The organism is Shewanella litorisediminis, from assembly GCF_016834455.1.
GTDB lineage: Bacteria > Pseudomonadota > Gammaproteobacteria > Enterobacterales > Shewanellaceae > Shewanella > Shewanella litorisediminis.
This window is the reverse complement of the sequence record NZ_CP069213.1, coordinates 1920314-1946081: the sequence shown is the minus strand read 5'-3', so window position 1 is coordinate 1946081 and position 25768 is coordinate 1920314. Positions and strand designations below refer to the sequence as shown.

20 protein-coding genes are annotated in these 25768 nt (G+C 54.8%); 10 read left to right on the top strand and 10 right to left on the bottom strand.

Annotated elements, in window-relative coordinates; all coding sequences use genetic code 11:
• Positions 1-93: 93 nt before the first annotated feature.
• The 5 genes from mdoH to JQC75_RS08425 all read right to left on the bottom strand — a co-directional run bounded on the left by mdoH (position 94) and on the right by JQC75_RS08425 (position 8736).
• Entirely contained in the window at positions 94-2271 is a 2178-nt protein-coding gene (mdoH, locus tag JQC75_RS08445; RefSeq protein ID WP_203326945.1) for a glucans biosynthesis glucosyltransferase MdoH, read from the bottom strand.
• A gap of 7 nt (positions 2272-2278) precedes the next feature.
• Positions 2279-3901, bottom strand: coding sequence for a glucan biosynthesis protein G (locus JQC75_RS08440; RefSeq protein WP_203326944.1), 1623 nt, complete (start codon positions 3899-3901; stop codon positions 2279-2281).
• A 266-nt stretch (positions 3902-4167) separates the two neighbouring features.
• Positions 4168-4821 (bottom strand): hypothetical protein, encoded by a 654-nt coding sequence (locus JQC75_RS08435; RefSeq protein ID WP_239002117.1) that lies wholly within the window; start codon positions 4819-4821, stop codon positions 4168-4170.
• Positions 4822-4954: 133 nt separating this feature from the next.
• Entirely contained in the window at positions 4955-7009 is a 2055-nt protein-coding gene (locus JQC75_RS08430; protein WP_203326943.1) for a dipeptidyl-peptidase 5, read from the bottom strand.
• A 191-nt stretch (positions 7010-7200) separates the two neighbouring features.
• The gene (locus JQC75_RS08425) at positions 7201-8736 is read right to left on the bottom strand and encodes a fumarate hydratase (protein ID WP_203326942.1); all 1536 of its coding nucleotides are present in this window, start codon (positions 8734-8736) and stop codon (positions 7201-7203) included.
• Positions 8737-8897: 161 nt separating this feature from the next.
• Here JQC75_RS08425 and pabB point away from each other — a divergent pair, with 161 nt between their 5' ends.
• Positions 8898-10313, top strand: a complete 1416-nt coding sequence (gene pabB, locus JQC75_RS08420) for an aminodeoxychorismate synthase component I (RefSeq protein WP_203326941.1) — start codon at positions 8898-8900, stop codon at positions 10311-10313.
• Positions 10314-10319: 6 nt separating this feature from the next.
• On the top strand, positions 10320-10928 hold the full coding sequence (locus JQC75_RS08415) for a CoA pyrophosphatase (RefSeq protein ID WP_203326940.1): 609 nt from the start codon (positions 10320-10322) through the stop codon (positions 10926-10928).
• Between the two features lie 88 nt (positions 10929-11016).
• Here JQC75_RS08415 and JQC75_RS08410 read toward each other — a convergent pair whose 3' ends face one another.
• A complete protein-coding gene (locus JQC75_RS08410) occupies positions 11017-11352 on the bottom strand; it encodes a hypothetical protein (protein ID WP_011759799.1) in 336 nt (111 codons plus the stop codon).
• Between the two features lie 150 nt (positions 11353-11502).
• On the opposite strand from JQC75_RS08410, the gene asnS reads away from it, so the two are divergent.
• Positions 11503-12903, top strand: a complete 1401-nt coding sequence (asnS, locus tag JQC75_RS08405) for an asparagine--tRNA ligase (protein ID WP_203326939.1) — start codon at positions 11503-11505, stop codon at positions 12901-12903.
• A 99-nt stretch (positions 12904-13002) separates the two neighbouring features.
• On the opposite strand, the gene JQC75_RS08400 is transcribed toward asnS, so the two are convergent.
• From JQC75_RS08400 to JQC75_RS08385, 4 genes are read right to left on the bottom strand one after another with little or no spacing between them, the layout of a single operon-like run.
• Positions 13003-13935, bottom strand: a complete 933-nt coding sequence (locus JQC75_RS08400) for an FAD:protein FMN transferase (protein ID WP_203326938.1) — start codon at positions 13933-13935, stop codon at positions 13003-13005.
• A gap of 49 nt (positions 13936-13984) precedes the next feature.
• Positions 13985-15406, bottom strand: a complete 1422-nt coding sequence (locus JQC75_RS08395; RefSeq protein WP_203326937.1) for a DUF3570 domain-containing protein — start codon at positions 15404-15406, stop codon at positions 13985-13987.
• Positions 15397-15582 (bottom strand): DUF4266 domain-containing protein, encoded by a 186-nt coding sequence (locus tag JQC75_RS08390; RefSeq protein WP_380797569.1) that lies wholly within the window; start codon positions 15580-15582, stop codon positions 15397-15399. The genes JQC75_RS08395 and JQC75_RS08390 overlap by 10 nt, the downstream gene beginning before the upstream one ends.
• 35 nt (positions 15583-15617) lie before the next feature.
• Positions 15618-16094 carry a TlpA disulfide reductase family protein gene (locus tag JQC75_RS08385; RefSeq protein WP_380797567.1) on the bottom strand — a complete coding sequence of 159 codons (477 nt, stop codon included), beginning with the start codon at positions 16092-16094 and terminating at the stop codon, positions 15618-15620.
• 372 nt (positions 16095-16466) lie between these two features.
• On the opposite strand from JQC75_RS08385, the gene hyaA reads away from it, so the two are divergent.
• The 7 genes from hyaA (at position 16467) to hypB (ending at position 25765) form a co-directional block, all read left to right on the top strand.
• A complete protein-coding gene (hyaA, locus tag JQC75_RS08380) occupies positions 16467-17603 on the top strand; it encodes a nickel-dependent hydrogenase small subunit (RefSeq protein ID WP_203326934.1) in 1137 nt (378 codons plus the stop codon).
• Positions 17604-17606: 3 nt separating this feature from the next.
• Positions 17607-19310, top strand: coding sequence for a nickel-dependent hydrogenase large subunit (gene hyaB, locus JQC75_RS08375; protein ID WP_203326933.1), 1704 nt, complete (start codon positions 17607-17609; stop codon positions 19308-19310).
• Positions 19311-19319: 9 nt separating this feature from the next.
• Positions 19320-20036, top strand: coding sequence for a Ni/Fe-hydrogenase, b-type cytochrome subunit (cybH, locus tag JQC75_RS08370; RefSeq protein ID WP_239002116.1), 717 nt, complete (start codon positions 19320-19322; stop codon positions 20034-20036).
• 150 nt (positions 20037-20186) lie between these two features.
• Positions 20187-20744: a HyaD/HybD family hydrogenase maturation endopeptidase gene (locus tag JQC75_RS08365; protein WP_203326932.1), complete on the top strand. Its 558-nt coding sequence runs from the start codon at positions 20187-20189 to the stop codon at positions 20742-20744.
• Positions 20731-22539, top strand: coding sequence for a NiFe hydrogenase (locus JQC75_RS08360; RefSeq protein WP_203326931.1), 1809 nt, complete (start codon positions 20731-20733; stop codon positions 22537-22539). Before JQC75_RS08365 ends, JQC75_RS08360 begins: the two co-directional genes overlap by 14 nt.
• Before the next feature lie 30 nt (positions 22540-22569).
• Positions 22570-24885, top strand: coding sequence for a carbamoyltransferase HypF (gene hypF, locus JQC75_RS08355; protein WP_203326930.1), 2316 nt, complete (start codon positions 22570-22572; stop codon positions 24883-24885).
• A 103-nt stretch (positions 24886-24988) separates the two neighbouring features.
• Positions 24989-25765 carry a hydrogenase nickel incorporation protein HypB gene (gene hypB / locus JQC75_RS08350; RefSeq protein WP_203326929.1) on the top strand — a complete coding sequence of 259 codons (777 nt, stop codon included), beginning with the start codon at positions 24989-24991 and terminating at the stop codon, positions 25763-25765.
• The last annotated feature ends 3 nt before the right edge of the window (positions 25766-25768 follow it).

Genomic DNA, 25768 nt, shown 5'->3' with positions numbered 1-25768 from the left:
TTGAATACACCATCACCACCTCTTAGGAGGTGGTTTGGTAGTGACAAAAAGCCCGGCAATCGCCGGGCTTTTATTATTCTGGACGCTCACACATCAGCAGATAGTCACCAGATCGTCATCGGCATAGGCTTCAGGCAGGTGCTGCATGTGTTTCATCAGCAAGGGGTTGCCAAGCACATAGCCAAGCTCCTGGCGGCTTAAGAGCGCCAGCAGGCTGGTTTGACACTGGGCTTCGTGCACCTTGACCCGCGCAATCGCCTCGAGGGGCTCGATGGGGCTGCCGGGCACATGGGTAGGTAGCTTATCCATAATACTCATGTGCAGCGCCATCAGTTCGGTATTACCAAGCAGCATAGGCACGTTCCAGCTCTCGCTCAGCGCCTCGGCATAGTACTCACGCCTTGCGCTTGCCGCTGCCACTATGGCGGGTTCATTCACCTCTTCCGGAGTGGCAAGAATTTTCCTGTCCTTGAACCACTGTCCGATAAGGCCAGAAGCCGTGGCCGCCGATAAGGGCACGGCAAGCCAGAGCCCCACCAACGCCGGCGACATCCACGCAAGAAGCGTCAAAGAGTCGAGTATGGCGGCATAACCCAAAAGCAAACCTGCAATCATGTGCCAACGGTGGCGATAGATAAGGTCCTTCCAGGGCAGACTGCCGTCGTCACGACGCTGGGGCGACCAACCGCTGTCACGGCCAAAGAGGATGGAGAGCACAGCCCCACAATGGATAAACATCATAATGGGCGCAATCATGGCCGAGAGTATCACTTCGGTGATGGTGCTCAGCGCTATCCGCAATCTGCCGCCCAAGGCCTTGCAGGTTTTATTGTCGAACACCAAGAGCAGCAAACCGAAGATCTTGGGACCGAACAACACCCCCATGGTGATGTAGAAAAGCCGCAATGCTCTGTCTGAGTCCATCACAGGCCAGGTTGGGTAGAGCGAGAACTGATCTGAGAAATACTCTGGACGTATATAGTGCGCCTGCAGGGCAAGCAGCAAACCCGAGAGGATGAGCATCAGCCAGAATGGCGATGACAGATAAGACATGATCCCCGTAACCAGATGCATCCGGCTTACCCAGTGCAGACCCTTGGCAGGCAAAACACGGGTATGTTGCAGGTTGCCCTGACACCAACGACGATCGCGTACCGCCATATCGATAATAGACGGCGGGCACTCTTCATAGGATCCATAGAGATCGGCAGCAATCTTCACGCTCCAACCCGCGCGGCGGATAAGCGCTGCTTCCACAAAGTCATGGCTCAAAATATGGCCGCCGAATGGCGGTTTGCCTGACAAATGCGGCAGTCCCGCAGCCTTCATAAAGGCTTCGGTGCGGATAATAGCATTGTGGCCCCAGAAGTTGCCTTCCTTTTGTACCCACCAGGCCAAACCCGTGCCAATGACAGGGCCATAGAAGCGGGCCGCAAACTGCTGCACCCGCGCCATCAGGGTTGTCCCCTTGATAAGGGCCGGAATAGTCTGGATAAGGCCTGCGTCCGGATCGGCCTGCATGCGTCTGGCCAACGACACTATGGTGGAGGTTTCCATCACACTGTCAGCATCGAGCACCAACAGATGGTCGTAGCTACTGCCCCAGCGCCGACAAAAGTCGGCCACGTTACCGGCCTTACGAGCCACGTTTTTGCGCCGGCGGCGGTAATACACACGTGCCTTTCCCGCTGTGACTTCGCGAAGAAGCCAAAATGCATGCTCTTCGGCCAGCGCCACTTCCGGGTCTGTGGTATCGCTCAAGATGAACCAATCGAAGGCATGGCCATCAGGTGTATCGGCAAGCGCCAATGCCATGGTTTCCACCGCGGCGAACACCCGATCAGGGGATTCGTTATAGGTGGGCATCAGGATGGCGGTGCGGGTATTGAGTTCCACCTGTTCCGCCGCGGATTTTTTACCGCGAATGATAGAAATCATCCCGGCGATGCCGGCACAAAATGCCAGCGCAATCCAACAGAAGTTAATGGCAAAAAGCACCAGCACCAGGTATTCCAGTGGTGTCAGGCCGCCAAGCAAAAACACCCCTCGCATTTCGTAAATGGCAAATGCAGACAAGAGGAGTGCTGAGCCCACCACAGACCAGCGCTTAAAGGCGCTGGACTTAACACCGGATGGTGAGATGGGTGTGCGGGGAAAGCCTTCACTCAAGGATTTGAGTGACTGGGTTGGCATATCCGCCGGACGCTCCGGCGGCATGGCGGTGTCTCCGGCCAACGCCGGAGACGGAGTTTCAAGCAACTTGTGTGTCATACCTGTCTCAGAGCGTCCAACGGTACAGCCAGGTTTCTACGCTGCGGGGTTCGGCAAACTTAAGCTCGGCACGAAACTCGGCCAGTTTGGTTTCACCCGGGTCAAACTCAAACGACAAACGATAGCCGTTGGACTTGGGGTTTTCGCGGATAACGACATTGCTGATAACGCCCGCAGAGGTCTCCACCTTGGGGGTTGGCAACTTGCCCGGACGCTCGCCTTTAATCTCATAATCCACCACAAACAGGCGTTTAGGCGTTGGCTTGGCAATGTCAGCGCGACCACTGGCACTGCGGCTCACGATAATGCTGTTATCAACAGGAACAGGGTTAGCGCCCCATGACAGGTGATAGGCAAAGCGGTACTCGCTTCCGGCCGCCAGCGGCTGACGCGGCTTCCAGAAGGCAACTATGTTATCGTGAATTTCAGACTGGGTCGGGATTTCAGTCAGCACAACGGCACCGGCACCCCAGTTACCCACGGGTTCAACCCAGAGGCTGGGACGACGCTCATAATTGGCTTCGAGATCCTGATAGTTCACATAGTTACGTTCACGCTGCAGCAAACCAAAGCCCTGTGGGGAGTTGTCCATAAAGGCGCTCACCTGCAGATCTTTTGGATTTGCCAGTGGACGCCACAAACGCTCACCACGGCCGTTAATCATCAGAAGACCATCTGAATCGTGCACCGCAGGGCGGAAATCATCGGTCATATGACGGCCATTGGGGGAATGCATGTACATGCTGGTGCTGGGTGCCAGGCCCACCTTTGCAAGCTCTACGCGCGGGAAGAGCACGGCTTCCACATCCATACGGGTATTTTCACCGGGACGGATAGAGAAACGGTAAGCACCGGCCACACTGGGGCTGTCCAGCAGGGCGTGAACCACAATGAGGTTGGTTTCTAAGTTGGGCTTTTCTATCCAGAAGGCGCGGAAAACCGGGAATTCCTCACCAGCGGGATCCGCAGTTTTAATGGCCAGACCTCGGGCTGACAGGCCATAGGCATTGCCTTTACCCAAGGCGCGGAAGTAACTGGCGCCCTGGAACACAAAAAGCTCATCAAAGTATTCGCTGCTGTTCAGCGGATAATGTACCCGCAAGCCACTGTAGCCAATGTCCTCATTGGGCAGCTTTTCACGAATAACTTCACCGGCACTGAACAATGATGGGTCATAGGACAGGTGAGTAGACTTTTTGCCTTCTACAATGGCGATTTCAATCAGATCCTGAAAGTAAAAACCGCGGTGGAAGAGCTGCATCTGATACGGCAGCGCGTCCTGTTTCCAAATAGCCTGCTCCGGCTTGAAACGAATATCACGATACTCATCGTAACTGATGTTGGCGAGACCCGGTGGAAGCGGATCGCTCAAAGCAACATAGGGTTTGGCAGCAAGTTGTCTGGCGATGCGCACAACGGTGTCCGCATCAAAATTACCTGTTTTTGCGAAGCGCACCTGAGTTGGCTTGGTTGGCTTTGGCGGCATTTCCGCTTTAACGGCAGGTTTTACCGTTTGCAACTGCTCTGGCTCAGCGCCGTAGAGATGCATTGGGGAAACAGCAGACATGCCAAACAGCAAGGCTGCCATGGCCTTGGGTTTGATACTGGCGGTGCGAGGAGAACGAACCATAGGGAGAATGACCCGAAAAGTGTTGAAAACAAGAGTGTTTATAGCTTAGGCGACGATGTGTTTTATGCCAAAGTTATTGCAAAAAATATCGTTGCCCGCTCAGCGCGAAAGATATCAGAACGGCAAAAAAAAGCACAAACTATGTTTAGCTTACCCTATTACTGCGGAGACTTTGTAATTATATGTTTATTACTTTTAGAAATAAGTAATTCGGCGCAGGATCCCCTTGATAATCCAGCGCCGCTGTTTGGCTAACCCTTTGTCAGCTAAGCACAGTTCCATTCGGAGGGACAACGGCTGTTATAGCGGGAAATCTCAGGCTCGCCCTCCCCCTTGATCAGATAGTAGTGATCGGCATAAATACGCCAGCGGCATAAATCGATGGGTGTCACCTCGCTGGCATTGATGCTGCCGGAAACCCCGGCTTGCTCAAAGGCTGCTGCAACCAGCTCTGAGCAAAAGAAACGGCTGTAATCCTTATGGTTGTATCCCGGCCCCCTGAGATTATCGAAAATATCAAAGGCAGACATCAACGCCTGAGACAAGTCGAACGGCTTGCGAGACTTTGCCTGATTAAAGAGAAAATCGTAGAAACGGCGCTGATCGAAACGAGTTTCCCGAAGCGTTGGACAAAGCGGCAGCCACCAAATGTCCCCTTCGTAACTCAAACGGTCACTGAAGCGATTGACCTGCACGCCGGTAAAGCCGTTAAGTTCGGTAGACTCAATGATTTGATTGAAAAATCGCCCGGAGTCGTCTTCCACCACCCGGGTTTGCAACACCACACCAACATGGGACACACTGGACTGGGTCATAAACTTGGTCAGCATAGAAAAAGGGGCGCGGCCGCCAAAAGCAATCACGTCTCCGGGTTGCATCAGGGCTCTGGCGTCCTGATAGTCGATGGTCTTCATGGCCATAAGGGGCTCCTTGCCAGGTTGCTTAAATACAGGTCGGTTAAATAGAGAAAAGAAGCGACACTATACTCAAGTTTTCTCAAAATAAAAGCCGGGCGATTACCCGGCTTCTTCTTTGTATTACAAGGAGTTTGGATTATTTAGCGGTCCAACGGTCCATCCAGCCCAGCACCTTGGCATACCACTGCTGCAAGTTGTCGGGATTCAGGATCCAGTGATTCTCCTCAGGGAAAATCAGCAGCTCGGATGGAATATCGTTACGCTGCATGTAGCTGAACGCTGCCAGGCCCTGATCGTATGGTACGCGGAAGTCCTTCTCACCGTGGATAACCAGCATGGGGGTTTTCCAGTTTTCCACGTAATTGACCGGGTTAAACTTTTCGTACAGATCGCGGTTTTTCTGGTAGGTGCCACCAAACTCGTACTCTGGGAACCACAGCTCTTCGGTCACATGGTACATGGAGCGCATGTCGAACAGACCCGCGTGGTTCACCAGACACTTGAAGCCATCGTTCCAGTTACCCTGGATCCAGTTCATCATGTAGCCGCCATAGGAGCCGCCGAGGGCACAGGCGTTGTTCACATCCAGCCACTTCTGCTGGCTGCCAACGGCCGCAAGACCTTTTTGCAGATCTTCCAGGGGCTTACCACCCCAGTCCTGGGAAATGGAATCGGTAAAGGCCTGGCCATAACCGGTAGAGCCATGGAAGTCCACCATCACCACACCGTAACCGGCGCCGGCCCACAGCTGGGCATTCCAGCGATGGCTGAAGCTGTTACCGAAGGAGCCCTGAGGACCACCGTGCACCAGATAAGCCACAGGGTACTTTTTGCCTTCTTTGTAGTTGGCAGGCTTTATCCAGTAGCCGTGTACGGTTTCATTATTCCAGCCCTTGAAGGAGAACTGCTGGAATTCACCGAACTTGATTTTGGCCAGTTTATCTTTGTTTACTTCGGTCAGGCGGGTCAGGCGATCGCCATCCTTGCCGATGGTAAACACGTCACCGGGCTCCACCAGGCTGCGATGGGTGAACACCAGCTTGTCGCCGGTAACACCCACCAGGCTGTTGCTGCCATCGTTGTAAATTGAGCGCACGTCACCAAACTGGGTATTTACTTCAAAAATAGATACCTGGCCCACATCCTGAGCGGTAACGTACAGGGTGCGGTTGTCGTCGCCAAACTGAATGGATGAAGGGCTTCTATCCCACAGGGGGGCCACTTCTTTTTCCTGGCCGGTTTTCAGATCCCGCAGCATGATGGCATAGCGATCGGCCTCAAAACCGGGGCGCTTCATCGCCAGATAAGCCATGTAAGCGCCATCGCTGCTGAAGGCTGGCTGGGCATCCCAGGCGGTATTTTTGGCAGTCAGGTTTTCTGCTTCACCACCCTTTACGCTCACTTTCCACAAATCGTAGTTGGTGGTCCAGGCCTGATCTTTGGAAGGCGCCTTGGCGCTGTACACCAGATACTGGCTGTCGGCAGTAAAGGCCACTTCTTCCATGCCGGAAAACGGCTTGGGCGGCACTTCGGTATCAAGGCCCTTGGTCACGGTAACTGGCGCGCCCAGGGTGTTGCCATTGATGTCGGCTACAAACAGGTGATTACGGGCATGGTCATGCCAGGTATCCCAGTGACGCACCATCAGTTGGCTGTATTCGCGGCCAGTGCTCTTGCGCTTGGCTTCGGCGTCAAACTTGTCTTTGGAGCACTCAAGGGTGTCACACTCGGGGAACACCCGTAAGGTCATGGCGAGCTTATTGCCGTCTGGCGACAGCTTGATGCCATTGATATCCAAGGGAAAATTAGACACTTTCACCGCTTCACCGCCAGTCAATGGCAGACGATACAGCTGGCTGGTGCCATCACGACCGGCCAAAAACAGAATGGATTTACCGTCGGCGGCAAATACCACATCGTGCTCAGTACCCTTGGCGCTGGTCAGCTGCAGGGGGGCGGCATTGGGGTTGGTCAAATCCAGCAGGAACAGGTTGGACTCACTGCTGCCATCATCATTGATTTCTTTCAGGCCATACACCAGTTTGCTGCCATCGGGAGACAGGGCCTGCGAGTGCATTTTGTTGAGCTTCACCAGATGCTGAACCGTGAATGGCTCGGCGCCCGAGGCGAACGCGGCACCGGATACACCGGCCAGGGCCAGCGACAGTGCAATAGCGCTTATTTTCTTCATGGATGTTGTCCGCAATGCTGTTTGTTATTGTTGATAGCTTAGGGTTTATGATTTTTGGTTTAGGTTTTCCGGCGAGCCGGTTATTAAGCTTGCCATCCCGGCAAAAAAGACACATTAATCCAAAGACAAGGGCCCGGACAAGTGTGTCTGGGCCCTTTTCAATTATGGATTTGTATCAAAATTCAATGTTATTACGCCTTGGCGTTCTGAATGTTGACCTTCCAGATGGCAGGGCCAGTCTCGTGGGCGTTCACACCCTGGGTGTCCACCGCAACAGTCACAGGCATGTCCTGCACGTCGAACTCGTAGATGGCTTCCATACCCAGATCTTCAAAAGCCACCACGCGGGCGTGCTTAATGGCTTTGGACACCAGATAGGCGGCGCCGCCAACGGCCATCAGATAAACCGCCTTGTGCTGTTTGATAGACTCAACGGTGGCAGGACCGCGCTCGGCCTTACCAATCATGCCCATCAGACCGGTCTTATCCAGCATCAGATCGGTAAACTTATCCATGCGGGTTGCGGTAGTTGGGCCGGCAGGACCCACAACTTCGTCACCAACCGGGTCAACTGGCCCAACGTAGTAGATAAACTTGCCGGTAAAGTCCACACCTTCCGGCAGGCCTTCACCCGACTCAATCAGGGTTTGAATGCGCTTGTGGGCCGCATCACGACCGGTGAGCATTTTGCCGGACAGCAGCAGGGTATCGCCGCTCTTCCAGGTTTCGATGTCGGCCTGAGTCACGGTATCCAGGTTTACGCGGCGCACGCTCTCGCCCACTTCCCAGGTGATCTCTGGCCAGTCGCTGAGGCTTGGCGGCGCGAGATCCGCAGGACCCGTGCCATCCAGGTGGAAGTGCACGTGACGGGTGGCAGCGCAGTTTGGGATCATCACCACAGGCTTGGAGGCCGCGTGGGTTGGCGCTGATTTGATTTTCACATCCAGCACCGTGGTCAAACCGCCGAGGCCCTGGGCACCGATACCCAAACCGTTGGCGCGCTCGAAAATATCCAGGCGCAGCTTTTCCTCTGCGGTTTCAGCGCCTTTGGCCATCAGCTCGTGGATATCGATGCTTTCCATCAAGGCTTCTTTGGCCATCACAGCGGCTTTTTCGGCGGTGCCACCGATGCCAATACCCAGCATGCCGGGCGGACACCAGCCAGCACCCATGGTAGGCAGCGTCTTTTCAACCCAGGCGGCGATATCGTCCGATGGGTTCAGCATCACCATCTTGGACTTGTTCTCGCTGCCGCCGCCCTTGGCGGCGATGGCCACTTCCACATGGTTACCCGGGACCATGTCGATATGCACCACAGAAGGGGTATTGTCCTTGGTGTTTTTACGGCCACCGGCAGGGTCGGCCACAATGGAAGCGCGCAGCGGGTTATCCGGGTTGGTGTAAGCGCGGCGAACGCCCTCATCCACCATCTGCTGCACTGTCATGTCGGTTTTGTCCCACTGAACACCCATGCCCACTTTCACAAAGCAGGTTACGATGCCGGTGTCCTGGCACAGAGGACGCTTGCCCTCGGCCGACATGCGGGAATTAATCAGAATTTGAGCGATGGCGTCTTTGGCGGCGGCGCTCTGCTCGCGCTCGTAGGCCTCAGCCATGGCATCGATAAAATCTTTAGGGTGGTAGTAGGAGATGTATTGCAGGGCATCGGCAATACTTTCAATGAAATCGGCCTGCTTGATCACGACCGGCGAGTGATTCTCTGACACGTTATGCTCCGACTCTCTCAGCTTTGTTGACAGCTCTATTTATAGGGAAGACCACAGACCCTGTGGGACCAGGCCTTTTGTTTTGGTTAATCCTTTTTCGGCCAATATGATACTCTGTTGCAAATCTTTGGGCTACATCACAAGTTGAATAAGGTTAATCGATGTTTCCACCCCTGCCCACCCGTATAAATCATGCACAAATCGCCGTTAAAACACTCGATTGGCACGCGTCAAGTACCGACATCTTTGCCCCTTTGGCCAATCAGCCATGGTCTATGCTGCTGGACTCCGCCGATGCACCGCACATGGACGCTCACTGTGACATTCTGGTGGCAGAACCTATCGCCACGCTCAAGGTATACGAAGGTCACTCTGAACTCACATACGAGGGCAATACTCAGATAATTGACAATGCTGAGTGCCCTTTTTCGCAGCTGCAGTCGGTTCAGCAAGCACTTTTCAGCGTTCAAAAAAATACATCGCTACCATTTTGCGGCGGCGCGATTGGCGCCTTTACTTATGATTTGGGCAGACGCCTTGAGCGGTTGCCACATACCGCAATTAACGACATTAATCTGCCATTGGCCTGTATTGGCTTTTATGATTGGGCCTTGATTCACAGCTATCAATCAGATTCATGGCATCTTGTGCACTATTTGGGTGAAGATGCATTGAACGAAACCCTGGCACGGCTTGAACAGGATCGCACCGGCTACCAAACCTGCGCTCAATCTGCTGCTGAATTCTCGCTGCTGAGCAGGTTTGCGCCACAAATCACCCGTGAACAATATCAGCAAAAATTTGCCCGGGTGCAGTCTTACCTGGCGAGCGGCGATTGTTACCAGATAAACCTGACCCAAAGGTTCAGTGCCGGGTATCAGGGCAGTGAATGGCAGGCCTACCTTAAACTCCGCGGCGCCAATCGCGCGCCTTTTTCGGCCTTTATCCGGCTTGATGAAGGGGCGATTTTGTCTATCTCTCCGGAGCGTTTTATCAAACTCGACGGTAAAGCGGTTGAAACCAAGCCCATCAAAGGCACCTTGCCAAGATTAGCCGACCCAGAAGCCGATAAAGCCAATGCCATAGCACTGAAAGCATCGCCCAAAGACAGGGCCGAAAACCTGATGATTGTGGATTTGCTGCGAAACGACATCGGCCGGGTAGCAAGCCCGGGCAGCGTGCGGGTGCCCAAGCTCTTTGATGTGGAGAGTTTCCCTGCGGTGCACCATTTGGTCAGCACAGTGACCGCTGAGCTTGCCGAAAACAAGGATGCCTTTGATTTGTTAAAAGCAGCCTTTCCCGGCGGCTCTATCACGGGTGCCCCCAAAATACGCGCCATGGAAATCATTGAAGAGCTTGAGCCATCCCGTCGCAGCATTTACTGTGGCTCCATCGGTTATATCAGCCAGCACGGTAATATGGATACCAGTATTACCATCCGCACCCTGGCCGCTGTCGATGGCAAGCTCTACTGCTGGGCCGGTGGCGGTGTGGTGGCCGACTCAAATGCCGACTGTGAGTATCAGGAAACCTTCGACAAGGTCAGCCGTATTCTGCCGATTTTGGAACAGGATTGATTGTTTATGCCCTTTACCGGAGCGGGCGCCATCAGCATAGAGGAACTCAGGTTGCATTTTTCGTTGCAGCCACTTCGCCATGCCATAGTGTCGGCACCGCTGAAAACCAGAGTGAGGCAAGCGGCCGTGCTGATGGCGCTTGAGGAGCTCAACGGCGAACTTCAGCTCATTCTCACGACCCGACCCACCCACCTTAAAGCCCATCCCGGCCAGGTGAGTTTTCCCGGTGGCAAGGTCGAGCCCAGCGATGTTAGCCCTACACATACCGCATTCAGGGAAGCTGAAGAAGAAATCGGCCTTCAAAGTGAAAATTTGGAACTCTTGGGTCAGTTCCCCACCCACCGAACCTTTACCGGATTTGAAATCACGCCGGTACTGGCCCTAGTGAAAGACCCATTTGAATTAAGAATCGATCCCGGTGAAGTCGCTGAGTGTTTTCGGGTACCGCTGCGCTTTTTTATGCAGGACAAACACAGGCACACACGGCAATTTCAGCGTCAGGGCCACAGCTATCAGGTTGTGTTTATCCCCTGGGAAGGACGCCTTATTTGGGGCGCCACAGCCGCGATGATAGATTTACTCTGCCGCCACCTGAAAGACGGCGGTGCAATTTAACCTCATTGCTTTGTAAAGACGCAGAACACGGCGATTAGACAGAGTGACTGGGTGGCAGATTGGTTGAGTTGGGCGCACGAAAACAGCACTACACCCAGAAACTCATGTAAAGCCCGGCGGCCAAAGAAGAGAGCAATAACAAGGGAATGTTAAACCAGTACCCCATACGGCTGTGCTGCGCCACATAGACGTTAAACAGCAGGCTCACCAGGCTCACCCCGCAGACTATCCAGATGACCTGCTCCAGACGCAGGGTTAACGAGGGTTCCCAGAATAACCTCACTGTCGCACCTTTTGACAGAAAATACCCCACGGCGCGATCGGGCCGGGCCTCGTGAAACAGCATCAATGCCCATATCGCCAGGGCCCATCCCAAAATGGACAAACCTGCCAGCAGTAACTGAAAAATACGCAGTTTACTCATGGCTCACCTCCATTTGTGCAACCCGGCTCCACAAGATTGTGAATATATTCCGCAGCATACCTTTTTCAGCTTGAGAAAAGCCACCGGAAAGGTAATATAAACCTCCTTTTTGATTTTATATTACATGTTTCGTTGGAGATAAGCGCAGCAATGAGCATTGCATCTATCGCATCCGTTTTTAAGGGTGATTTCGCCCCCGGCACCGAGATCACGGTGCGCGGTTGGGTTCGTACCCGTCGGGATTCCAAGGCAGGGATCTCCTTCCTCGCCGTCTATGACGGCTCCTGTTTCGATGCCATTCAGGGCGTAGTGCCCAATGCTCTGTCCAATTATAATGACGAAGTGCTGAAGCTTACCGCTGGCTGCTCTGTGGAAATGACAGGTAACCTGGTGGAGTCTCCCGGCTCAGGCCAGGCGTTTGAACTGCAGGTCACTGCCGTAAAAGTAGCAGGTTGGGTAGACGATCCCGATACCTATCCTATGGCGGCCAAGCGCCACTCAATCGAGCACCTGCGCGAAGTGGCTCACCTGCGTCCACGTACCAACATCATCGGTGCCGTGGCCCGTGTGCGTAACTGTCTGTCTCAGGCTATTCATCGCTTCTACCACGAGAATGGCTTTATTTGGGTATCCACTCCCATCATCACCGCCTCTGACTGTGAAGGTGCTGGCGAGATGTTCCGCGTCTCTACCCTGGACATGGAAAACCTGCCACGTACTGACGCTGGCAAGGTAGATTACGACCAGGACTTTTTCGGCAAAGAAGCCTTCCTGACCGTATCCGGTCAGCTGAACGGCGAAACCTACGCCTGTGCCCTGTCTAAAATCTATACCTTTGGCCCGACTTTCCGCGCCGAAAACTCCAATACCAGCCGTCACCTGGCGGAATTCTGGATGGTTGAGCCAGAAGTGGCCTTTGCTGATCTGAACGATGTCGCCGGTCTGGCAGAAGCCATGCTCAAGTACTGCTTCAACGCCGTACTGGAAGAGCGCATGGATGACATGAAGTTCTTCGCCGAGCGCGTGGACAGCAGCGTTATCGATCGTCTGCAAAACTTTGTCAGCAGCGACTTTGCCCAGGTGGATTACACCGACGCCGTTGACATCCTGCAAAACTGCGGCAAGACCTTCGAATACCCGGTTGAATGGGGTATCGATCTGCAGTCTGAGCACGAGCGCTATCTGGCCGAAGAGCACTTCAAAGCCCCTGTGGTGGTGAAGAACTATCCGAAAGATATCAAAGCTTTCTACATGCGCCTTAACGAAGACGGCAAGACGGTAGCTGCCATGGACGTACTGGCGCCCGGCATCGGTGAAATCATCGGTGGCTCGCAGCGTGAAGAGCGTCTGGACGTACTGGATGCCCGCCTCGAAGAGATGAACCTGTCCAAAGAAGACTACTGGTGGTATCGCGACCTGCGCCGTTATGGCACTGTGCCACACGCCGGTTTTGGTCTCGGTTTCGAGCGTCTGGTGTCTTACGTGACCGGTGTGGGTAACATCCGTGATGTGATCCCATTCCCACGCGCACCACGCAGCGCTAACTTCTAATCAAGAGAAGTGCGAACCGCGTATAAGCGATTCGATTAACAAAAAGCCGCCTTATGGGCGGCTTTTTATTTGTGCTTTCAGCTCTGCTTTACGCTGCGCTCAGCGCTGCACCAGATGGACCAGACCTTCGCCGCCAAGGAAGGCCTCGGCACCCTCGCCTTTTAGCATCGCCATGGTCGACAGCATGCCCGCTGCAGAGGCGCTGGGGGCCAATACCGTCACCGACCGGGGCGCATCCGGCACCGGATAACCGGTTTTGGGTGACAGGATATGGCCGATACGTTTCCCCTCCACCAGCACAAAGCGCTTGGTATCGCCGCTGGTCGCAAGACCGCCACCGGGAAACTCAATAAGACCCGATGCTGCCGCCTTTAACATGTCAGAATGACTCTCAGCGCCAATGGCTTCTACGCCAATCCGCCACGGATAACGACTGGCGGCAATGTCCCCGCCAAGGTTTACCAGCACTGCAACATCAAGCCCAAGTGCCCTGGCCTGTCGTTCTAACAAAAGCAGCGCCCTGTCGGCGGCATATTCTTTGGCAATACCGCCAAAATCCAGGCTCATGCCGGCGGGTAAAAAGAGCCGCCAACTGCCTTGGTCTTCAAAAATGCGCAGCCTTTCAAAGCCAATGCGCTCAAGGGCAGCGTGAATGTCGGCATTTGTTGGCGGCAAGGTTTCACTGTAGCCAAAGCCCCAAAGACGTTGCAGCGGCGCTACCGTGATATCGAAAAGGCCGCCTGAAAGCCGGTAACAGTCGGCTGCAAACTGAAGCAGCCCTGCGGTTTCAGCATCAATATTCAGTTCGGCGCCGGCACCGGCATTGATACGGCTAAGTTCACTGTCAGCCAGGTAGCGACTGAATTTAACCTCGATGCGCCTGACCTCATCGGTACCGACCCTGGCAAGGGAATCGAGCCAAGGCTGTGTGCCTTCTTCCGGTGTAGTCCCGGCAAACAACAGCTCACAATCACTTGCCATGGCAGTGAAACGCACCCGGCAGATGCCGTCAGAACGCGCTTGATTTTGCATGCCTGGCTTGATTGGTGTCACAGGTTGAATTCCACCGGTCAGTTCCCTGTCAATTCCAGGAATAGTTGAGCTGCAGCATGGCGGCATTCAGTTCAGGGTAAAGCTCAAGCCCCTTAAGCCCCTCGAGACTGGCAGCATCCCCTCGTGGCTGCTGACGGTAATATTCGAGCCGAACAGCGATTTCATCGCCGTCTTTGAGACGCCATCCGGTTTTTAACCCCAGTGTCCAGGTGTCCATATCGCCAATACGATAATCGGCGCTGATATGCGGCGCTACCGACTCGCCACCCTGTAGATAGGGGGTAAAGAAGTCAACGCCATACTGCCGGTATGCCCGCAGATGGAGCTGCAAATACGGCCCTTTCTTCCCACTGAAATAGTGGCGATAGCGGCCTTCGAGGGTATGGGAATCCAGCCCCCAGTCGTCGTGGGTGAAACGGTATGAGTATTCGGCTACACCAAGATTAAAGGCGGTTTTCCCCAGCACGAAGGCGCTTTGCTTGAGGCGGCTGTCCGGCCGGGACTCATACAAGTAGTGTGTAGCGTTTCCGCTGCTATCCAATACCGATACGAGCTTATAAGGATCGTTAAGATAACCACTGGAATAGCCGAGGCCGTAGTTAAACTGCACCAGGGTAGACTTACTGATTATTTGGGTCACCCCCAGCATCATTTCGCCGATGCGCTTATCGCCAACGCCGCGCTGGCGCGTAGCATCAAACGCCTGCCAGAAAGCCTCTTCGTCGGCAAAGTCTTTACGTATCGCCATGGTGCTTAAGGGCACAGGCCTGCCACCCACGGCATCAAAAACATCAAATCCCAAAGCCCCGGACAAACTCACAGTGGTGTTGTCTTTAAAAAAGCCCCATTCAATGCCGCCACTCATCCCAAGTGACAGATAATCAAACTCTTTTGAGCCATAGACACCGGCATTGACCTTGGTGGCGCTATCGAGGGTTTTCTGCCAGCCTGCAGAAAGCGACAGCCTGGTATCCTTAAAGGTGTCATCAAGCGGCGTTTCACCCGCGGCGACCTGATACTCTCCCTTGCCCGATGGCCGGGTGAACGTTTGCAGCCTCTGCTGCGCGGCCGCCCCCGAGGCAGACGCCCCTGACAGGCTGTCGAGTACGATTTTGGCGCTCACCGATTCGCTGTCGGATAAGGCTCTGACGCCAGAGAGCACTCCCTCAATGGCTTGCACCCGCGCATCTTCCCGGTACCAGAGGAGCGCCGCATCAATTTCCCAACCATCAATCAAACGTGCCAGCAGGCCTTTATCTTCAACCTGCTGAGTACCTTCTTCCAATACCTGCGCTGCTGATACCGGCGTTTCCGTGGCAGCCGCATCAAAGCCAATCATGGCAAGGCTTGAGAGGCAAACGGCCGCTGCAATGCCGGATTGACTCGTGCGCGGCGGGGAGGCTTGCAGAGGCGTTTGTTCACAAAAAGGCGCCGCTGAATTCAGTTGCATCCGCAGCCGCCTCCGCTAAAACTTCTGCCGCCACTGGCACCTTCTTTACTGAAATACACATGGTCATCCAACGCCAGATCCAGCGCCTCGGCACCAAGCTGCATATCTTCACGGGCAAACTCGCCTTTCTCCCAGGGCTGAACTGCCGCGCAGCCTGTCAGCAGCATAAGCGCCATGGCGGTGATCAAGCGGTTTAAAAAATGCTGCCGCATTATAGCTGCTCCAGTAAGGTGACGAGTTCGGCCTCGTATTCTCTGGCTCGCTCGCTGAAAAATCCCACATGGGTTTTAATCAGATTACCTGATTTATCAAATAAAAAGCTCGATGGCATGCCCAGCAAATCAAAGCTTCTGGCCACCTCGCCTTCCCTGTCATAGCCGATAACAAACTCAGGCTTAAGGTCGTCCAGGAAAGGTTTGGCATCGCTGCTGTCCGTATCAAGGTTGATGGCGACAATCACCAGCCCTTTGTCGCGGTAGCGGCGGTGCATGTCATTCATCCATGGGAAAGACTTGCGACAGGGGCCGCACCAGGACGCCCAAAAATCCACGTATACGACCTTGCCGCGATAATCACTCAGGGCAAACTCGTTGCCGTTTTTATCAAGGATACGATGCTCAAGACTCGGCGCCGCCAAACTCTGACCTGACAGGCCAAGAAGCAATAGGGCAACACCGAGAAATGACATCAGCCACTTTGGCAAACACTTGGTGGACATTAAGAAGTTCATAGGCGGCTCGAATGGACACTGTGTAAAGTTCGGGATGTATTTTCATAAGCTTAAGGATTTCTCGTCCATCAGGGAAGCCCCGCGATGCCTGCAAGACACCTTGATATGGTGCGATAAAAAGCCCCGAAGGTGAGACATTTTGACCCACCACCTAGATAAAAGCATGACACACCTCATGTTACAAAGATGTCAAAGCGCTGTACCAACACACGTTAAGTAAAAGCTTGACGTGTATCAATATGATGGCGAAGCCCCCTTCCTACACTTTTCCTGAAATGTCGTGCATGCCAAAAGCATGTTTACAACTTAAAAACAAAAAAGGTCGTCACCATGGATACACATGCAGCCCTCTACGAGCAGGGAAAGCAGCGGCTTGAAACGCTGCGCTCCCTGCCAAGGCGCCACGATGAGACCATCTTTGACAAGATGGCTCAACATGGCATTACCCGTCGCGATTTTATGAAGTGGAGCGCCTCGGTTACCGCCATGCTGGCTCTGCCGTTGCCCTTCTCTACACTGGTGGCCGAAGCGGCCGAACTTGCCGACCGCGTGCCGCTGATTTGGCTGCACATGGCCGAGTGTACCGGCTGCTCTGAGTCGCTGGTACGCGCCGATACGCCAAACCTCGATACCCTTATCTTTGACCATATCAGCCTGGAGTACCACGAGACTCTGATGGCCGCTGCCGGTTGGCAAGCCGAGGAAAACCTCGAGCACGCGCTGGAAACCTACAAGGGCAATTATCTGCTGGCGGTAGAAGGCGCTATTCCAACCGCCAATAACGGTGCTTTCCTGACAGTCGGCTGTAAAGGTCACACAGGGCTTGAAATCATCAAGCACGCAGCCGAGGGCGCTGCGGCAATTGTATCCGTGGGCACCTGCGCCTCCTTCGGTGGTGTTCAGGCCGCCTACCCCAACCCCACCGGGGCCAAAGGGGTACACGAAGTCATCAGTAAGCCTGTGATTAACCTTGGCGGTTGTCCTCCGAGTGAGAAAAACATTGTCGGCACCCTGATGTACTTCATCATGTTTGGCAAACTGCCGGCGCTGGACATGTTCAACCGTCCCAAGTGGGCCTATGGCGCACGGGTGCATGATAACTGTGAACGTCGCGGCCGCTTCGATGCCGGCGAATTCGTAGAAGAGTTTGGCGATCACGGTGCCAAAGAAGGCTATTGCCTTTACAAGGTTGGCTGTAAAGGCCCCTACACCTATAACAACTGCCCCACCGAACGTTTCAATCATCACACCAGTTGGCCAGTGCTTGCAGGCCACGGCTGTATGGGCTGCTCTGAGCCTAACTTCTGGGACGACATGGCAGACTTTGAGAAGCCACTTGGCCGGCAACTGCTGCATGGGCTTGATGCCACCGCCGACACCATAGGCGCCGTCATTCTCGGCGCCACCGTTGTCGGCATCGGCGCCCATGCCGTTGCCAGTGTATTTGCGCAAGCCAAAGAGGACTAAATCATGAGCCAACGTGTTGTTATCGATCCCATCACCCGTATCGAGGGCCATTTGCGCATCGAAGTCGAGGTAGATGAGAACAATGTTATTCAAAACGCCTGGTCCTCTTCCACCCTGTGGCGCGGTATTGAGGTTATCCTCAAGGGCCGTACCCCGATGGATGTGGGCCTTATCGTGCAGCGTATTTGCGGTGTGTGTACCTATTCCCACTATCGCTGTGGTACCGAAGCTGTGGAAAACGCCCTGGGTGTAAAAATTCCGCTCAACGCCAAGTACCTGCGTTCACTGATGCAAACCTCGCTCTATATGCACGACCATATAGTGCACTTCTATCATCTCCACGGCCTGGATTGGGTGGACGTGGTGTCTGCCCTGAGTGCCGACCCCGCGAAGGCTGCTCAGGTCGCACTCAAATACACCGACAAACCCATCGCCGCCGGTGAAGGCGAACTCAAAGCCGTGCAGGAGCGGGTGAAAGGCTTTGTGGAAAAAGGCCAGCTTGGCCCCTTTGCCAATGCCTACTGGGGTAATGGCACTTACAAGTTCACACCAGAGCAAAACCTGATTGCCCTGTCGCACTACTTGAAAGCGCTTGAAGTGCAGCGCGTTGCCGCAGAAATGCTCGCCATTTTCGGTGGAAAACAGCCTCACCCACAATCTTTGGTGGTGGGCGGTGTGACCTCGGTTCGCGACATGTTGAGCCCTGCACGCCTGCAGGAGTGGAAGCAAAAACACGCCTATGTGACCGACTTTATCAAACGCGCTTATCAGGCCGATATTGTCATGGCGGCAGAAGCCTTCGGTACTGAGCCTTCGGTGCTTGGCGGCGTGAACGTGAAAAACTTCCTCGCCACGGATGACTTTGTACTGGCTGATGGCGAGTACATGTTCAATGGCGGCGTGATCATGAACGGCGATCTGGCCGGAGTCAGCGACATTAACCCAGACCTGATTGCCGAAGACGTCACCCACGCCTGGTATAGCGCCGACACGGCCCAGCACCCCTACGATGGCACCACAGTGCCCAACTACACCGGCTTTGTGGAACGCGACACCGTGTACGGCAAGCTGCCTACCCTCGACGGTGACGGCAAGTACTCCTGGGTGAAATCGCCACGCTATAACGGCGAGCCTGTGGAAGTAGGCCCACTGTCCAGCCTGCTGGTCAGCTACGCCCGCGGTAACAAGGTAGTCGTGGATGCTGTGAATGGACTCCTCGCCCGCACCGGGCTGCCGGTGGAAGCGCTATTCACAACCCTGGGCCGTACCGCCGCACGTATGTTGCAAACTGTGATTGTGGCCGATGAAGGACTGCGTACCTTCGATGCCCTTTTGACCAACATCCAGTCAGATGAAGCGACCTATGTGAAGCCCGAAATCGATCCAGCCAAAGAGTACGTCGGCCACGCCATGATTGAGGCACCCCGCGGTATGCTGAGTCACTGGATCCGTATCAAGGGCGGAAAGGTAGAGAACTATCAGGCTGTGGTGCCCACCACCTGGAACGCCGGTCCCAAGGATGCCAATGGCAAGATTGGCCCCTATGAGGCATCACTGATTGGGTTAAAGCTTGAAGATCCGACCAAGCCTCTGGAGGTTATCCGGATAATCCACTCCTTCGACCCCTGCATGGCCTGCTCGGTGCACGTAATGGACTTCAAGGGTGCAAGCCTGTCTGAGTTCAAGGTGTCACCAAACGGACTCTAAGGAGGCAGTATGAACACCCAAGTTAACACGCCGCCTGCGGGCGGCAAGCATGACGCGAAGCACGAGGTGCATACTGGAGGGTACCAGCGGGAGTTTATCTTCACTGCCGCTATCCGACTCTTCCACTGGCTCAGGGCGCTGGCGATTTTGGTCCTGGTTATCACAGGTTTCTATCTCGCCTGGCCATTTTTGGTGGCCCCCGACTCCAGTGACGTGCTGGTACAGGGCTGGGTGCGCTTTGGCCATCTGGTGTTCGGCTTTGTGTTGTGCGCCGTGACGCTCGCCCGTGCTTATCTGTTCTTTTTCAGTAAGCACGATATTGAACGGCGATCCATCCGGGATGTTCTCAGCATCAACAGCTGGATAACCCAACTGAAGTCCTACCTCTGGATGGGTAAGCTGAACAAGGCTGGCGTATACGGACCACTGCAATTTGTGACCTACTTTGCGATTTCGGTGATTGCAGGCGCAATCTGTGTCACAGGGCTGATACTGTATGCCAATGTTTATCATGAAGGCATGGGCGGCATGCTCTGGGGCATGGCGAGTACCCTGACCGCCTGGATGGGTGGCCTTGCCGAAGTGCGGCTGTGGCATCACTACTTTACCTGGGTATTTATTGTATTCGTGGTTATCCACGTCTACATGGCTGTGTGGACTGGCATTCGCTTCAAGCACAACTCGGTAGACTCCATTGTCTCCGGGTATGACTACCACAAGCATTAATCCGAGTAATGATGACCGTGCGCCATACCACAAGGAACACCTGAGGTATGGCGCAATTTACCCCGCAGGCATCGCTATCCGGATTAATACCCGGCGCCTTTGTACCGAATTTGGCGCAGCCCTCTTTGAGAGGCAACTGGAGGAGAAAGGATGAAAGTCCTGCTACTCGGCATTGGCAACATACTCTTCGCCGACGAAGGCGTAGGCGTGCACTTTGTCAATTATCTGTCTGAAAACTACCGTTTTACTCACCCGCAGTATTCCCTTGATATTCTCGATGGCGGCACCCTGGCCCAGGGCCTGACCCCCATTATTGCCAAATACGACCATCTGATTGTGTGTGATACGGTCAACGCCCCGGGGGTATTACCCGGCGAAGTCTATTTCTTTGATTTTGATGCAGCGCCCGCTGAAATCGACTGGCAAGGCAGTGCCCACGAAGTCGAAATGCTGCAAACCCTCACCATGATGGAAATGCTCGGAGACAGACCCAAAACCTTCGTGCTGGGTGTCACCCCCACAGTGCTGGAGCCTATGCACCTGGGGCTTACCGAGGCACTGAGCGACGCGATTCCAGTAATGGAACAAGCACTCCTTGGACACCTGAAGGAATTGGGATTCCAGTCTGACCGTATTGCCAACAAACCCATTACCAGTTTTTACCAGGACGGGATCACCCGCGAGGTATCAGTGGATGAAAACCATTAGTTTTGAATTTGTCACCTCCAGGGACGTGCCCTTTTATCGCCAGACGCTGGCAGCACTGATGCACCAGGGAGCGCCCAATCTTCAGCTTCGCGCCCGAATCAAGCAGCCCGCACACAGCCTTGGCAGTGATGGGGAAAATCACTGGTGCTATCAGTTGATTGTGAGCGGCGAGCAGCACTGTATCGAATCCTTTGCCGATGAGCTGGCTGCGAAGTTTCCCCTGTCCTGCTTCTTATTGGACGCGCGGGTGAGTGCCCTGACACAAGAGCAAATTGAGGCGCTGACAGCGTCTCACTCAACCTCTGCCGGGGAGGATTTGGCGGCCCATGACCATGAGGCCACGCTTCCATTTTGTGGCCACTGTTACCCAAGACTTGGGGATAACCAAAGCCCGGAGTTTGGTCAGGTTTCCCTCATCTGCCCCCATTGCCATGGTGAGCAGCAACTGCCAGCCGGCGCGCCCACGATGGATGAGCTCAAGCAACTTGCCGGCAACCTGATAACCGATGGCAGCCTGGTACTTGAAGGCAAAACCTATCAACTGGTTGGTAATGTGGCAGGCAGCAGTCTGCTCATTACCAATCCCAATACCCTGAGCAGCCATTTAGCCGTGTCCGATGCAGACGTGCTGGCACTGTCGAGCATCGAAAAACCCCGCTTAAGGGTACTCCCCACCGGCGAACATCCACGCCTCAAAGCCCCCAGCTACAAAGTCAGGTTTGCCCACAGTCGGGTGGAACTGGTGCTGTGTGAACTTCTGCGGGTGAAAGGCATAGATTGGCTCTTTGTGAACAAAGACAATGCCATGGATATTTGTGCCGTCGACGGGCGCTGGCAGGTCATTTGCGAATCAGAGGCCCGAACCCTGCGCTTATCCGGTACACCGATGCACAATCAGGCCAGTGCAGCCGGCTATCTGGCCCATACCCATAACGGCAAAATTCGTTTGACCCCCACCAGTTTTGCCAGTGTGAAGACGCCCTCGCTGCTGGCCATACGAGGTCAGTTGCAAGCCGGCAACAAGAGCCTTGCCCATCACGCCAGTTTGTATCTGGGGGGCAAAGGCGCACTGGAAATTGCCACCGTCGATGGCCAGGGAAAGGAGGAAATCTTCTTTACTCAAACGCCGCTGCCTGACAATGGCTATGAAATCTATCGCCTGCTGATGGAAAGTCCGCAGCGACAGGTGCTGGAAAAGTTCAAGAGCCTCTATCCCCAGGAATGCCTGTGCATGCTTGACCTTATCCTTTCCCCCACCGCCGAGCGCGGTAACCTGCAGGGTATTTGGGCACTGGGCGCCTGCATACTGGGTCTTGGGCTGAACAAAGAAAAGCCTTCTGTGGAATACCTGGCCGATGCCCTGGTGGCCGAAGCGCAAAAGTTTCGTGGTCAAAGCGCTCCCCGCATCGATTACCCGCTGATCCGGGGCGAAGCCGTGCGTTCCTTCAACTGGTGTAAAACCCTGGGAACCCTGATGAGCTTCCGCCTTGCCGGAGACACAGACGCCCCCAAACTTGCCTTTGCCATGATGGACTCCCTCGCCGATTATCTGGCAAATTGGATTGAACATCTGGACTTGAATGTGGGTGTAAAGCAGGTGTATCTCAGTGGCAGTGAGCTTGCCAACCCCGTGCTGGCCAAACGTGTCTGGTTAAGGCTTGGGAAAAACTTCCCCCTGCTCACCGCGCCGGAGCTGGATTTGGACGGTAGCCTGTTTGCCCTGGGCGGCCTGTATACCGAATTGCCAAGGCGCTTTGGCGCCCTTGGCCGGGAAACGCAGTCGGTCAAAGACTGACATAGAAAAACAAGGCAATAAGCTGACGCTATGAGTACAAAGATAAGCCTTCACATCACCGGCATAGTGCAAGGGGTCGGGTTTCGCCCCCATGTGTTTCGCCTGGCCCATGAACTCGGGCTTGGCGGCAGTATCCGCAACGATGCAGAAGGCGTCTTTATTCGGTTGGTTGGCGCCCAGTACAAGGTCGATGAATTTATTGAAAAACTGCGCAGTGCCCCGCCGCCACTGGCGCGGATAGACGGTTTCACCCTGATAGCGGATGACGGTCCTGACCTTGATGAAACACGCTTTGTCATCGAAGAAAGCCAGGCAGGCGGTGAGGCTCAGGTGGTGGTATCGCCGGATAAGAGCATGTGTCCGGACTGTCTGGCGGATATCCGCAATCCCAAGGACAGACATTACCGCTACCCCTTCACCAACTGCACCAACTGTGGTCCCCGCTATACCCTGATAAAAGCCTTGCCCTACGACAGAAAGCACACCTCCATGGCGCACTTTGCCATGTGCGCCGAGTGTGAAGCCGAGTATAAAAATCCCCTCGACAGGCGCTATCACGCACAGCCGGTCAGCTGTCCCAATTGTGGTCCCACACTGAGTCTCACCGGCCCGGATGGTCGTCTTATCAGCAGCGCGCCCGATTTCTGTCTGGATGAGTGTGCCCGGCTGTTAAAACAAGGTGCCATCTTCGCCATCAAGGGCCTTGGGGGCTTTCATTTGGTGTGTGATGCCACCAGCGAGGAGGCAGTGAGCGCCCTGCGGGCGCGCAAGGTACGTCCGGCAAAGCCCCTCGCTGTGATGGTTAAAGACCCTGCCATGGCAAAAAGCTTTGCCGATGGCGCGGATGAAGAGTGGCAACTGCTTTGCTCCCGGGAGCGGCCCATCGTCATCATGAAAAAAGCTGCAGCGGCGATCGGTAGCCCCCTGAATGTTGTCCAGCAAAGCGAGCTTGCGCCCTCGGTGGCGCCCGGCATCGACCGTATAGGGCTCTTTTTACCCTATACGCCGCTGCACGCCTTACTGCTGGACGCCGTTGACCGGCCGCTGGTCGCCACCAGCGCCAATCGCAGCGGCGAGCCCATCATCATCGACGCTGCCGATATCCACCAAAAACTGGCGGGTGTGGTGGATTATATTCTCGACCACGATCGCCCCATCGTATCCGGCTGCGACGACAGCGTGGTCCAGTGGTGTGCCGGGCAGCTACAGGTTATCCGCCTCGCCAGAGGATATGCTCCGCTGGCGATTCTCAGCCCACGGCCGAGCCAATCCCACCTGATGGCAGTGGGGCCTCAGCAAAAAAACACCCTGGCATTTGGCCTTGGTCACAACCTGTTCTTAAGCCCTCATATTGGCGATCTGTTCAGTATCGAAGCCGAAGATTACTTTATTCGAACCCTGGAGAGCTTCAAGCGGCTATATCAGGTTGAGCCCGGCTGCGTGGTTGCCGATCATCACCCGGATTATGCCCCTAGTCGTTTTGCCCGGCGTTATGCACAAAGCAGCGATCGCGGCGTAGAACTCCTTACCGTGCAGCACCATTTTGCCCACATATTGTCGGTCATGGCGGCCAATTCACTCAGCGAACCTGTACTGGGGTTCAGCTTTGATGGCACCGGCCTCGGTGATGACATGAGTCTTTGGGGTGGCGAAGTGCTGCTGTGCAGCGCGACCCATTTCGAGCGCCTCGGTGGACTCAAGCCCTTTGCCCTGCCCGGCGGCGACAAAGCCAGCAGCGAACCCTGGCGCGTGCTCTTGAGCCTGCTCTCGGGTTACCTGTCAGCATCACGGCTTCAGGGGCTTCCCTGTCTTGCCCATTTAAGTCCGTCCATGCTGAGCAACCACCTTAAAGTCATCAGCCGTCCCGGCACGCTGCAAAGCTCATCCATGGGGCGGCTATTTGATGCGGCCGCCGCCTTGCTGGGTATTTGCCAGCGTGTCGAGTTTGAAGGCCAGGCAGGCATGTTACTGGAAGCCTTTGCCGCCCGGGCAACAGGCCCCATACCTACCCTGATACTGGAAGAAAAGCACGGTCAGTGGGACGGCGCAGCGCTGCTGGTGTCCATGCTGGAACAGATGGACACACTCGATACGCCCCCTGAATGCCTGGCGAAAGCCTTTATCAATGCCATCGCCGATGCCATCGTCGAGAAGGCGCGCCATTATCCCAATTTGCCCGTGGCGCTGAGCGGCGGAGTGTTCCAGAGCCGTACCCTCGCCAATGCCACCGCCCTTAAGCTGTCTCAACAGGGTCTCAAGCTGCTGCCGTGGGGTCAGGTACCTGTAAACGATGGCGGTATCGCCCTCGGCCAACTTTGGTACGCAGTTCACAGTTTCAACCAATAAGTGCGCCAGATTGTCCCGCCGTCGCCAAATGCTGACCCACATCAAATCTTTCGTTAATCAGCTGTATCAGAATTGTGCCAAATAGCCCAAGGAGACTCCCTACATGTGCCAGGACTGTGGCTGCTCATTGCCGAGATTCGGGATGCAAGAACCCCATCAGCATGCTCATGAACATCATGAACTCACCACCAACCCTCAACTGAATGACGCCAAGACCCTGTCGGTTATCCATAAAATCCTGGATAAAAACGATCTGGAGGCTGGCCACAACCGCAGTCACTTCGAATCCCGTCAGATAAGTGCATACAACCTGATGAGCAGTCCTGGCAGCGGTAAAACCACCTTGCTGGAGTGCTTGCATGAATATCTGGGACTCACCTACGGCGTGATTGAGGGCGATCTGGAAACCTCAAAAGATGCCGATCGCCTGCTGGCGAAAGGTATTCAAGCGGTGCAAATTCAAACCGGCAGCGCCTGCCACCTGGATGCCTTTATGGTCCATGGTGCCCTGCACCGTCTTACCCTCGATGAAGGCAGCATCGCCTTTATCGAAAACGTCGGTAATCTGGTGTGTCCGGCAAGCTACGATGTGGGCACCCACCGCAATATCGTGCTCTTATCCGTGCCCGAAGGTGACGATAAAATTGCCAAATACCCGGTGATGTTCCGCCGTGCCGATCTGGTACTCATCACCAAATCCGATCTTGCGCCCTACTTTGATTTCAGTGTCGACAGTGCCAAAGACAGCCTCAGAGCACTTAATCCCCAGTGTGAAGTGATTGAATTGTCCATCAAGGACGGTCGCGGCATGGACAGACTGGCGGCCTGGCTGACGCAGGATCACCGCGAGCGCTTTCACACGACTGTTGGAGGAAACTGAGCT